Origin of the sequence: Herbaspirillum autotrophicum (assembly GCF_001189915.1) — a bacterium.
Taxonomy (GTDB): Bacteria; Pseudomonadota; Gammaproteobacteria; order Burkholderiales; family Burkholderiaceae_D; genus Herbaspirillum; species Herbaspirillum autotrophicum.
This window is the reverse complement of the sequence record NZ_LFLS01000005.1, coordinates 107,327-119,044: the sequence shown is the minus strand read 5'-3', so window position 1 is coordinate 119,044 and position 11,718 is coordinate 107,327. Positions and strand designations below refer to the sequence as shown.

Here is an 11,718-nt window from a genome sequence, read left to right as displayed (position 1 = left end):
AATTGAATATATAGGGGTATTCCGAAAAACAAAAATTCTCCAAATATATTCATTTAATTCGAATGAACTTCATGGATTTATTTTGCTTTTAATTCAAAATTTTTTCTGTGATCAGTTTCAGAACGGCCCGCTCAGCTTGCGTGATATTTCCTGGCAAGTTGCCAGCAACGGCGTGATGTAGGTTTCCTGCATTTTCTTTTGCTTGCGGAACAGCGGAATGCTGATGCTGATGCAGCCGACCGGTTCGCCGTCGCGGTCGAGGATGGCGCTGCCGACGCAGAATATCTGCGGTTCGTTTTCTTCGCGGTCTTCGGCATAGCCGCGCTTGCGGGTGGCTTCTATTTCTGCGCGCAAGACGTCGGGGTCGGTGATGGTGTGTTCGGTGAAACGCTGCATCTTGATGGAGCGCATCAGTTTGCTGCAGCGGGTGTCGTCGAGTGCCGCCAGATAAGCCTTGCCGACGGCGCTGGAATACAAGGTTACGCGCGTGCCGATGCGTGAGGTCATGCGCACCGCTTGCGGGCTTTCCAGTTTTTCGATGTAGACCATGCCGGTATCGCTGGGTACTGCCAGGTGGACCGTTTCGCGGGTAATGTCGCGCAGGCCTTTCAGGGCATCGATGGCGGCGCTGCGGATATCGGATTTTTCCCACGACTTGCTGGCCAGATTGATCAGCCGTGGTCCCAGTTCGAAATTCTTGGTGCGCGGATTTTCCAGCACCATGCCTTCCGCCATCAGCGCCGCCAGAATCCGGTACACGGTGGAGCGCGGGTAGCCGCTCAGCGTGCTCAGCTGGGCAATGTTCAGCGGTTGCTGCTGATCGGCGATCAATTGCAGCACGGCGATGAATTTCGAGAACGCGGCGGTGCCGGCTATTTTCGGATTGTCGTCGGCAGCGGCGTGGGTATCGGTTTTCGGCATGGTGGGCCGCATTATAGCGTGTCGCCCCGGCCGCTTTGCAGTTGCCGGGGCAGGGGTTTCAGGTGATCACGCAGGTGACCATTCAGGTAACCATATAGCCGCCGTCGACCGGCACGATGGTGCCGGTCATGAACGATGCGGCCGGGGTACAGAGAAAGGCGGCCACATTGGCGATATCCTGCGGCAAGCCCCAGCGTCCCAGTGGTGTGCGTTGCAGGATTGGCCCGGCGCGGCTGGCGTCATCTTGCAACGCTTGCGTCAGCGGTGTGGCAATCCAGCCCGGGGCGACGGCATTGACGCGAATGCCGTCGGCGGCATAGGCAATCGCCAGCGATTTGGTCAGTTGCGCAATCCCGCCTTTGCTGGCGCTGTAACCCGGTACCAGGCCACCGCCGAAGAAGCTCAGCATCGACGCCAGATTGACGATGCTGCCGCCATTGGCTTTGAGCAGCGGCCGGGCGGCGCTGCAAATGCGCATGGTGCCGGTCAGGTTGACGGCGATCACTTGTTCGAACACATCGACTTCGTGTTCGGCACCGCGCTTGATGATACCGGCGCAGTTGACCACGATGTCGAGCGTCTTGAAGCCGGCCATCAGGGCATTGACGCTGTCTTGCGAGGCGACGTTGAGTTCGGCCAGCGCGACGTTGGTGCCGGCGAATTCGTCATCGGCAAACGGACGCATGCCGGCAGCGGTGACGGTAGCGCCCATGCTTGCCAGCTGCCGCGCTACGGCGCCGCCGATGCCTTGGGTGCCGCCGGTGACCAGCGCGGTCTTGCCTGTGAAAATAGTTGCGGAAAATGTCATCTTGAATCCTTGTCGGTGGCGACGGCACGCGATGCATGCCGTCGCATTGATGCTGCAACAGCGTCAGTTTATGAAGTCTTGGCTTCGATTGGTTTGTCCACCACGAACATGTAAATCAGTGCAGCGGCAAATGCGACCGCGGCACTGATCAGCAGCGCGTTGATGAACGAATGGGTTTTATCCACCACCACACCGGTAATCACTGGTGCCAGCGAACCGCCGAGATAGCCGCCGAAGTTCTGCAAGCTGCCCAGTGATGCCACCAGACGTCGCGGAATGGCGACACTGACCAGTGCCCAGGCACCACCGCTGGCCATGTTGACGAAGGCCATCGCCAGCGAGATGTAGACCACTGCCATCACGGTGCTGGGAGTGTAAGCCGCCGGCACGGTAAAGCAGGCGGCGCCGATCAGGCCGACGCAGATGGGCCATTTGCGGCTGAGGATCGGGGCCATGCCGCGCTTCATCAGACCATCGGCGATATAGCCGCTGCTGAGCATGCCCAGCGTGCCGAAGATGTACGGAATGGTAACCACCCAGCCGGTGCGGGCGATGCTCAGGTGACGTTCATGCTCCAGATAGGCCGGCAACCAGGTCAGATACAGCCACACCATGTAGATCACGCCCATGAAGCCGAACAGCATGCCCCAGGTGGTGCGATAGGTGAACAGGCTTTTCCATTCGGCCAGCGTCAGCTTGGCGTTGGCGTTCGGATCGTTGTCATTGCCATCGGCCAGATACAGCACTTCGGATGGCGTCAGTTCCACTTCATTGCGGTTACGGTAGAAAATGTACCAGCCGACCGCCACGGCAATACCGAGCGCACCCATGATCACGAACATCATGCGCCAGCCGAACGACAGCATCAGCACGGTCAGGATCGGTGGCGCCAGCGCCGGGCCGATGGTCGAGGAGGCGACGAAAATGCCGGTCGGCCCGCCGCGTTCACGCACCGCGAACCATTCACTGACGACCTTGGCGCCGGCCGGAAATTGCGGCGCTTCACCGAGGCCGAGGAACACGCGCGCTACCAGGAATTGGTGCAACGTAGTCACGAAGCCACCGGCCAGTTGCGCCACCGACCAGACCAGCATGCCGACGCCGAGCATGGCGCGGGCCCCGAATTTGTCGAGCAAGGCGCCGATTGGCAATTGCGAGAAGGCGTAGGCGAGTGAGAAGGCCGACAACAGCAAGCCCATCTCCGAGGCGCTCAAGCCGAGTTCCTGACTGACCGAATGATTGGCGATCGACAGCGTGCTGCGATCGAGGTAATTGACGATGCCGGCGAGCATCAGGAATGTCAGTGCAATCCACTGAATCCGTTTTATCTTGTTGCTTTTGGGGGCTTCCATGTTGTCTCCGATGAGTGGCGCAGCGGCGGCTGACAGGGCATCAGGTCAGTCGTCGCCGTAGTACTAGAAATATGCTGAGCCGCCGTTACTGTGACGGCAGGCAGGATTGCTTAATAAGTGGCGCGGCCTCCGGACAGGTCGAATACTGCGCCGGTGTTGAAGGTGCACGAACCGGAACACAGCCACAGCACCATGCGCGCCACTTCTTCGACATCGCCGAGGCGTTTCATCGGGCTCTTGGCGATCATGGTGGCGACGTGTTCCGGCGTCATCTGTTCCAGCAATGTAGTGTTGACGGCGGCCGGTGCCAGTGCATTGACCAGAATGCCGGTATCGGCCAGTTCCTTGCCGAGCGATTTGGTCAGTGCCAGTACGCCGGCCTTGGACGCGCTGTATGCCGAAGCGTTGGGCGTACCTTCCTTGCCGGCCAGCGAAGCGACATTGATGATCCGGCCCTGGCCGGCGGCGCGCATGGCAGGTACCACGCTGCGACAGGTATGGAACACGCCCGTCAGATTGACGTCGACGATGCGCTGCCATTGCGCCGGATCGTATGCATCGAGTGCCACGGTAGGGCCGGAAAAGCCGGCGTTGTTGATCAGAAAATCGATATGGCCGTCGCTGGCCAGCAATCTGCCGGTGGCAGCTTCGACCGATTGCAGATCGGTGACGTCGACACTGTCTTGACGATAAGGCGAGTCGGCGGCGGTTTGCAGATCCCAGCACACCACGGTGGCGCCGGCTTGCGTCAGCATGGCGCTGATCGCGGCACCGATGCCGCCATTGCCGCCGGTGACGACCGCCACACAATCGGTGAAATCGTAATTGGCTTGCGCGTAAGGCATTGCTTATCTCACGAACTGTTGGACGAAGTCTGCGCCGAGTCCGATTTTTTCGTAATGCGCCTTGCACATCTCGAGCTTGGTAAATACATCTTCGTAGCCTTCGAACTTGCCGTAAGGATCGCAGTAGTACATGACACCGGTGATGTGGAAATAGGTAATCATTTCTTCCACGTCTTCCGGCACATACAGGGTGTGCGTTTCGCCCGGCGGTTCGAATACGTAGCTGCCTTGTTCGGCAATCCAGTCATGTTCGAGATAACGCCAGCGACCCTTGAGCACCATGCCATGCACCGGCGCCGGATGCTTGTGGCGGCTCAGCACGCCGGACTTGCGCACGCGCAGCAGGTTGGTCCAGTAGCCTTGCGACACATTCAGGCACAGCGGCCGGAACCAGACATTTTCTGCCTGCGGCACCCACACCCGTTCGTCGTCGGGGATGGCGCTGCCGACCACGATTTCCTTGGGGGCTTCTTTGGGGTTGGGATATTGATACGGCATCATTTTTGACGCGGCGGAATTGACTGGCTCGACAGGCTGCATGCTGGCTCCTTTTTGTCCACTATATGGACGAGTTATCTGTAATGTGGTCACTTGCCGTCACTTTGCGGCAAGCGTCCCATGCTGTCAAGTAGCCTTGCTGACGTTGCGCTGACGTCATATGCGAGTCTGCGCCACTGTTGGTGACGCCGATGACTCGCCGTATACATTGATTGCCTGTGGAAGATATTCGAGAGCGCAGGCGGGCGTTAAGCGAGCAGTGGAAATACGAATGAAAAAAATCCATGCTGCCCTCGAAGTTTTCACGTGTTTGCGGATTAATTGCGGCCGCGCCGGCAAAACCACATTAATGAGAATTATTCCTATCTATAATCCGCAGCCGTTGATAGCCGATGCCATTGCGAACCGGTTGTCGCACACCTTTATCGATGCATTCATCCAGGCCGCGCGGCGGATTTGAATCGCCGCAGTCAGCCACCCGCCAGCGCTTTCCGGCGCGGTCGCCAGCCAGACATCAGCGATAGCAAACGACGCGAGCAGCCGGAGTAACCGAAAGACATTCATGAGCAAGAAACTGACGCCGATTGCCGCGACCATGCTGGTCGCGTTTTCCTCACCCTGGTCTGCTCCGGCACAGGCGCAAGCGACGCCCTCCGGTACGCAACGCAGTCTGCCGCAGGTCACCGTGAAAGAGCGTGCCGGCGACAGTGAGATCAAGATTGATCAGTCGGCATCGATCAAGATGACCGCGCCGATTCTGGATACACCGAAATCGATTACGGTGATTCCGGCGCAGGTTATCAATCAGACTGGAGCAACCTCCTTGTCGGAAGCATTGCGCACCACGCCGGGCATTACGTTTGCCGCTGGTGAAGGCGGCACGCCGATTGGCGACCGGCCATTGATTCGGGGCTTTGATGCGCAAAGCAGCACCTTGGTTGATGGCGTGCGCGATGTCGGTTCGCAATCACGCGACATGTTCAATCTGGAGGCGATTGAGGTGACACGCGGCGCTGACAGTACGACCTCGGGACGCGGCGGCGCCGGCGGCAGTATCAATCTGATCAGCAAGACACCGAAAAAGGAAAATGTTACCGAGGGCAGCATTGGCTTCGGATCGGCCAATGACAAACGCCTGGTTGCGGATGGCAATTATCTGTTCGGCGATAACGCTGCGGTGCGTCTCAACGGCATGTTTGCAGACACCAGCGTGGCGGGACGCCCGAGTGTTGCCAGCAAGAGCTGGGGCTTTGCGCCGTCGGTCAGATTCGGACTGACCGGACCGACCGCGGTAACGCTGTCTTACTATCACTTGCAGGCAGACGACATGCCTGATTACAGCACGCCGTATCGCAACAGTCTGACCCGCAGCAAGGCCAATCCGGATGGTCCGGTGAGCGTGGGCCGGCAATTTTATGGTTTGAACGGACGTGACTTCCGGCGCACGCAAGCTGACATCGGCACCCTGCAAGTGCAGCATGATTTCGATAATGCCCTGACGGTTCGCAATACCACGCGCTACGGCAAGACCGGCAACGATTACATCGTGACCAACCCGGATGACAGCGTCGGCAATGTCAGGAATGGACTGGTGTATCGCTCACCCAAGAGCCGCATTGCCAGCACCACCACGTTCGTCAATCAGACCGACCTCAGCGGCGAGTTCCTGAGTGGCGACATCCGGCACAAATTCGTGACCGGACTGGAGCTGGGCCAGGAACAGACCCGGGCCGGCAGTTATACGGTGTTCCCGAATGCGGCATTCAGCAGTCGCGTCTGTGGCGCAGCCGGCGGTCCGACATTGGGTTCTTATCATTGCACCAGCCTGTTCAATCCGAATCCGGATGATGCGTGGCGCGGACGTATTGCAGAGTCGCCCAATGTCACCCACACCAAAGTCAATACCAAGGCCGTCTATGTGTTTGATACCGTGACGCTGAATCAGCAGTGGCTGCTGAATCTGGGATTGCGTTACGACAGCTATGATGCCAGTGCCCGCACCCCGGCCTTTACCCGTATTGCGCCGACCGGCAATGGGCTGGGGCCGAATGCAACGGGCGCACGCGTGGCGGCAACTTCGTATTCCAATCAAAGCAGCTTCTGGAATTATCAGGCCGGACTGGTTTATAAAGTGGTGCCGGAAGCCAGCCTGTATGTGTCCTATGCCACGGCATCGTCGCCACCGGGTGCGGTGGCCGGTGATGGCGGCGACAATCTCAGTGCCGGCAATCAAGCCTTGTCGCCCGAGCGCACACGTACGGTTGAACTGGGCGCCAAATGGGAAGTGCTGAACAAGGCACTGTTGCTGACCGCCGCCATCTTCCGCAGCGAAAAAAACAATGCCCGTATCAATCTGGATGCCAATACCCAGATCGTCGCCGGCAAGCAAAAAGTCGATGGTCTGGAACTCGGCGTCAGCGGCAATCTGAGCAAGAAATGGACGGTGTTCGGCGGCTATTCGTACATGCACAGCACATTGGTCGATAACGGTTCTTACAATGGCGCGGCAGCCAATAACGGCAATCAGTTTCCGAATACGCCAACCCATAGTTTCAGTCTCTGGAGTACGTATGAAGTGTTGCCGAAGCTGACTGCGGGCGGCGGCATGTTTTACCTGTCGCGCATCTACGGCAATGCTGCCAATTCGGTATTCGCGCCGGCCTACACACGCTTTGACGCGATGGCCAGTTATGCGGTCAGCAAGAATGTCGCGCTGCGGCTGAACATACAAAATCTGACCGACAAGATCTACTATGACAAGGCGCTCGGCGGCCACTATGCCCACATGGGGCCGGGGCGTTCCGTCATGTTGACTGCCGATCTGCGTTATTGATGACGCTGCAATACTGATGCGCCAGGATCCCGTCGCGTGGTACATGGGCGGGACCACACCGGAAAGCGGATCAGAGAAAGCTCGTGAAAAAATTCGATATTTCAATCGAAATTTGCACGAGCTTTTCGCATTAAATGCAGGGTGGTCAACCAAATTGTATGAATGACAATAAATAGTATTTACAATTTGTTGCTGTTGATCATGTTCTCTGACCTGAGTGCATGGTCACGTTCAACCACCTCTGTACACCTCCATGTTACGCGGCTGATATAAATCGCCGCCGCCAGCCAGCAAGCGGACAGCGCCTTTCGGTGCGGTCGCCAGTCAGACACGAGCAAACAGGAATCTGTGCGCCTATCTGGAGCAACCGAAAGGAAATCATGAGCAAGAAACTGACTCCCATTGCCGCGACGATGCTGGTCGCGCTGTCCTCGCCGCTGATGGCGCAGCCGGCGCAGGCGCCGTCACCGGCAGCAAGCCTGCCGCCGATGACGGTCAGAGACCGCAGCGCACAAGCCGAGGTCAAGACCGAACAATCCGCCTCGGTCAAACACACCGCACCGTTGCTGGATACCCCCAAATCTCTCAAGGTGATCCCGGCGACAGTGATTCGTCAAACGGGCTCGACCTCGCTGGCCGATGCGTTGCGCACCACGCCCGGCATTACCTTTGCGGCCGGTGAAGGCGGCACCCCGCTGGGCGACTGGCCGCTGATTCGCGGCTTCGACGCGCTGGGCAGCATCTTCATCGATGGCGTGCGGGATGCCGGTTCGCAGAGTCGCGATCTGTTCAATGCCGATTCCATCGAAGTAAGTTATGGTGCCGACAGCGCCATGGCCGGACGCGGCAGCGCCGGTGGCAGCATCAATATCATCAGCAAGCAGCCGGGCAAGGAAAATTTCAGTGAAGGCACGGTCAGCCTGGGATCGGATCAATACAAACGGCTGGTTGCGGACGGCAATTATGTGCTCGGCCCGAATGCGGCGTTGCGCCTCAATGGCATGTTCACCGATACGAACGTGCCGGGACGGGCCGCCGTGAATACCCGCAGCTGGGGTTTTGCACCGTCATTGAAATTGGGGCTGGACGGTCCGACTTCAGTGACGCTGGCTTACTATCACAGACAAGCCGATGAAATGCCGGACTACAGCACGCCCTATCAGGACAGCCCGGCGCGCAGCAAAGCCAACCCCGATGCGCCGGTCGGCGGTCGCCATTTTTACGGGTTGAAGAATCGCGATTTCCGCAAAACACAGGCCAACATCGGCACGGTGCGCGTGCAGCATGATTTTGGCAATGCGCTGACACTGCACAATACGACGCGCTATGGCCGCAGCAGCAATGACTATATCGTGACCAATCCCGATAACAGTGCCGGCAACGTCAGGAGCGGACTGGCGTACCGCGCTCCCAAGAGTCGCATTGCCAACACCGCGACCTTCGTCAACCAGACTGACCTGAGCGGCGAATTCATGACCGGCGGCATCAGGCACACGTTCGTGACCGGACTGGAACTGGGTCAGGAAAAGAGCGACGTGCGCCGCTATGCCGTGTTTCCCGATGCGAATTATCCGCGCAATGGGCGAGTCTGCGGGATGCCCGGTGGACCGTCGCTGGCAGCATATAACTGCACCAGCCTGTTTGCTCCGAATCCGGACGACCCGTGGCAGGGACGTATTGCGGTCGATCCTGCCGTGACGCATACCACGGTCAATACCAAGGCGGTGTATGCGTTTGATACGGTGCGGCTGAGTCAGCAGTGGTTGTTGAATCTGGGACTGCGTTACGACCACTATGATGCCAAGGTGGACTGGCCGGCATTTACGCGGATCGCGCCGCATGGCAATGGACGCGGATCGAATGCTGCCGGTGCACAGGTTGTGTCGGCGGCTTATTCCAACCGCAGCCGTTTCTGGAATTATCAGGCCGGGCTGGTTTACAAGATCGTGCCGGAAGCCAGTCTGTATGTTTCCTATACGACGGCGTCATCGCCGCCGGGTATGGTGGTGGGCGAGGGCAGCGACAATCTCGACGGCAGCAACCAGGCGCTGTCGCCGGAGCGCACCCGGACGGTTGAACTCGGCGCCAAATGGGATGTGCTGAACAAGGCGCTGGCACTGACTGCAGCAATTTTCCGCAATGAAAAAAACAACGCCCGCATCTATCTCGATGCCGATACCCAGATCGTCGCCGGCAAGCAAAAGGTCAGTGGCATTGAGCTCGGCATCAGCGGCAAGCTGAGCAAAAAATGGAGCGTGTTCGGCGGCTATTCGTATCTGGCCAGCAAGCTTGTGGAGAACGGTACCTACAAGGGGGCGGCAGCCAATAACGGCAATCGCTTTCCCAACACGCCGAGCCATAGTCTGAGTCTGTGGAGCACTTATAAGGTGTTGCCGAAACTGACTGCCGGGGGCGGCGTCTTCCATATGTCGCGGGTCTACGGCAATGCGGCGAATTCAGTCTACGCGCCGGCCTATACCCGCTTCGATGCGATGGCGGGTTATGTCGTCAACAAACATGTGTCGTTGCAGCTGAATGTGCAGAATCTGACCAACAAGACTTACTTTGACAAGGCGCAGGGCCGGCACTATGCACACATGGCGCCGGCACGGTCGGTGATGCTGAGCGCCGGCATGACGTATTGACGGCATTGCTCAGTCAGGCACTGCGGGATTCACTGATTCCAGTCGACGCCCTTGAACGCCGTCACCAGAAAATCGATGGCGGCGCGCACTTTGGCCGGCAGATGCGTACGGCTCGGATAGACGGCGTAGATGCCGAGCTCGGCGGACGGATATTCAGGAAACAGCGGCACCAGTGCACCGCTGCGGATATGTTGCTGCACCATGAAGGTCGGCTGCCGCGTGATGCCGATACCGGCCAGTGCCGCCGCCACGCAAGTGTCGCCATTATTGGCATGCAGGCGGGCGTGGGTCTTGACGCCGAATGCACCTTCGGGGCCATCGAAATGCCATTCGTCCTTGTCCGGTGAATAGGTGTAACCGATGGTGGTATGGCCGGCCAGTTCGCGCGGATGCGTCGGCGTGCCGTGTTGTTGCAGATAGGACGGTGCCGCGCAGACCTGAATGTTGGTGGCGGCCAGTTGCCGGTGAATCAGCGATGAATTGGGCAGGCGTGCAATCCGGATGGCGAGGTCGTAACCGTCTTCCACAATATCGACGATATGGTCGGCGAGCGTGATGTCGAGCCGGATTCCCGGTTGCTGTTGCAGGAAGGCCGGCCACAATGGCGCCAGATGCAGGACGCCGAAAGTATGCGGCGCATTGATGCGCAACAGACCGGTGGGATTGCTGGCGCCGACGCTGAGCATGTGATCGGCATCTTCCAGCGCGGCGACGATATGCTTGCAGCGCTCCAGATACAGCACGCCGGCTTCCGTCAGTGACAGCCGGCGGGTGGTGCGTTGTATCAGGCGCGAGCCGAGACGCGCTTCAAGTTCGAGAACAGTGCGTGAAATCGCGGCTTTGGAGACATTGAGCGCATCCGCCGCCTTGACGAAACTGCCGAGGTCGGCGACCGCGATGAAGCATTCGATTTCACGCAATTTATTCACAACGCATCCATCCCGAAAAGGTCATGCATTCGACAGTGCCGGCGGCAAATCTGCCAGCAGTGCAGCCTGAGTGCCAAAGGCGAAGGCATCCATGCGCAACGTATGATACGTCGAACCGCTGTCCAGGTGCACGAAGCGGGTCCAGTCGTCGCTGGCGCCCATGGCGAAGAACAGGCTCAGCAAGTGTTCGTCGGTCGGATGCGTGCGCACCGCATGCGGCGCGCTGTGGCGGTAATCGAGCAAGGCATCGAGGGCACCGGCCTGCATCTGTTGCAGGAACCAGTGCAGAAATTCCATGGTGTGCGGTGCATCGCCGCCATCGATCTCGTTGCGGCGCAGATCGCGCAGGTTATGGGTAAAGCTGCCGGAGCCGATCAGCAGCACGTTGTCTTGCGCCAGCGCCGCCAGCAGGCGACCGATCTGGTAATGGTAAGACGGTGGCTGGTGGGGTTGCAGCGACAGTTGTACTACCGGAATGTCCGCCTGCGGATACAGATAGCGCAGCGGCACCCAGGCGCCATGATCAATGCCCCAGCTATCATCGGGGCGGGCTGCGATGCCGCCGGCGCCCAGCAGTTCGACTACCTGATCGGCCAGCGCCGGCAAACCGGCGGCCGGGTAATCGAGTTCATACAAGGCCTGCGGAAAACCGCCGAAGTCATGGATCACGCGTTGCGCGGTCAGATTGCCGACGCGCGGTGTCTGCGTTTCCCAGTGCGGCGAAACGATCAGGATGGCGCGCGGACGTGGCAGCTTGTTGCCGATGCTGCTCAGCAGCGGACCGGTCTTGCCCGGTTCCAGCGCCAGCATGGGCGAACCGTGAGAAACGAACAGTGAGGGAAAACTGAACATGGATGCTCCATAAAAAAGGGGCCTGCCGGCCCCTG

10 protein-coding genes are annotated in these 11,718 nt (G+C 59.0%); 3 read left to right on the top strand and 7 right to left on the bottom strand.

Features of this window, described 5'->3' with window-relative positions; all coding sequences use genetic code 11:
* Positions 1–117: 117 nt before the first annotated feature.
* From AKL27_RS05785 to AKL27_RS05765, 5 genes are all read right to left on the bottom strand, one after another.
* Positions 118–921: an IclR family transcriptional regulator gene (locus AKL27_RS05785; protein ID WP_050461928.1), complete on the bottom strand. Its 804-nt coding sequence runs from the start codon at positions 919–921 to the stop codon at positions 118–120.
* A gap of 82 nt (positions 922–1,003) precedes the next feature.
* Positions 1,004–1,729, bottom strand: a complete 726-nt coding sequence (locus AKL27_RS05780; protein ID WP_050461846.1) for an SDR family NAD(P)-dependent oxidoreductase — start codon at positions 1,727–1,729, stop codon at positions 1,004–1,006.
* A 68-nt stretch (positions 1,730–1,797) separates the two neighbouring features.
* On the bottom strand, positions 1,798–3,081 hold the full coding sequence (locus tag AKL27_RS05775; protein ID WP_083438885.1) for an MFS transporter: 1,284 nt from the start codon (positions 3,079–3,081) through the stop codon (positions 1,798–1,800).
* Between the two features lie 110 nt (positions 3,082–3,191).
* On the bottom strand, positions 3,192–3,926 hold the full coding sequence (locus AKL27_RS05770; protein ID WP_050461844.1) for an SDR family NAD(P)-dependent oxidoreductase: 735 nt from the start codon (positions 3,924–3,926) through the stop codon (positions 3,192–3,194).
* 3 nt (positions 3,927–3,929) lie between these two features.
* Entirely contained in the window at positions 3,930–4,466 is a 537-nt protein-coding gene (locus AKL27_RS05765; protein WP_050461843.1) for a 2,4'-dihydroxyacetophenone dioxygenase family protein, read from the bottom strand.
* 229 nt (positions 4,467–4,695) lie between these two features.
* Here AKL27_RS05765 and AKL27_RS05760 point away from each other — a divergent pair, with 229 nt between their 5' ends.
* The 3 genes from AKL27_RS05760 (at position 4,696) to AKL27_RS05750 (ending at position 9,902) form a co-directional block, all read left to right on the top strand.
* Complete coding sequence (locus AKL27_RS05760) at positions 4,696–4,884, top strand: hypothetical protein (RefSeq protein ID WP_050461842.1); 189 nt, start codon at positions 4,696–4,698, stop codon at positions 4,882–4,884.
* A 102-nt stretch (positions 4,885–4,986) separates the two neighbouring features.
* Positions 4,987–7,257, top strand: coding sequence for a TonB-dependent receptor (locus AKL27_RS05755; RefSeq protein WP_157056807.1), 2,271 nt, complete (start codon positions 4,987–4,989; stop codon positions 7,255–7,257).
* Between the two features lie 380 nt (positions 7,258–7,637).
* A complete protein-coding gene (locus AKL27_RS05750) occupies positions 7,638–9,902 on the top strand; it encodes a TonB-dependent receptor (protein WP_050461841.1) in 2,265 nt (754 codons plus the stop codon).
* A gap of 29 nt (positions 9,903–9,931) precedes the next feature.
* On the opposite strand, the gene AKL27_RS05745 is transcribed toward AKL27_RS05750, so the two are convergent.
* Both AKL27_RS05745 and AKL27_RS05740 read right to left on the bottom strand, forming a co-directional pair.
* Positions 9,932–10,831, bottom strand: a complete 900-nt coding sequence (locus tag AKL27_RS05745; protein ID WP_050461840.1) for a LysR family transcriptional regulator — start codon at positions 10,829–10,831, stop codon at positions 9,932–9,934.
* Between the two features lie 21 nt (positions 10,832–10,852).
* Complete coding sequence (locus AKL27_RS05740) at positions 10,853–11,683, bottom strand: dioxygenase family protein (protein ID WP_050461839.1); 831 nt, start codon at positions 11,681–11,683, stop codon at positions 10,853–10,855.
* Positions 11,684–11,718: the final 35 nt, after the last annotated feature.

Bases quoted from the DNA above. Each gene is read 5' to 3' on its own strand.
- AKL27_RS05785 (WP_050461928.1), bottom strand. From the start codon at position 921: ATGCCGAAAACCGATACCCACGCCGCTGCCGACGACAATCCGAAAATA.
- AKL27_RS05780 (WP_050461846.1), bottom strand. From the start codon at position 1,729: ATGACATTTTCCGCAACTATTTTCACAGGCAAGACCGCGCTGGTCACC.
- AKL27_RS05775 (WP_083438885.1), bottom strand. From the start codon at position 3,081: ATGGAAGCCCCCAAAAGCAACAAGATAAAACGGATTCAGTGGATTGCA.
- AKL27_RS05770 (WP_050461844.1), bottom strand. From the start codon at position 3,926: ATGCCTTACGCGCAAGCCAATTACGATTTCACCGATTGTGTGGCGGTC.
- AKL27_RS05765 (WP_050461843.1), bottom strand. From the start codon at position 4,466: ATGCAGCCTGTCGAGCCAGTCAATTCCGCCGCGTCAAAAATGATGCCG.
- AKL27_RS05760 (WP_050461842.1), top strand. From the start codon at position 4,696: ATGAAAAAAATCCATGCTGCCCTCGAAGTTTTCACGTGTTTGCGGATT.
- AKL27_RS05755 (WP_157056807.1), top strand. From the start codon at position 4,987: ATGAGCAAGAAACTGACGCCGATTGCCGCGACCATGCTGGTCGCGTTT.
- AKL27_RS05750 (WP_050461841.1), top strand. From the start codon at position 7,638: ATGAGCAAGAAACTGACTCCCATTGCCGCGACGATGCTGGTCGCGCTG.
- AKL27_RS05740 (WP_050461839.1), bottom strand. From the start codon at position 11,683: ATGTTCAGTTTTCCCTCACTGTTCGTTTCTCACGGTTCGCCCATGCTG.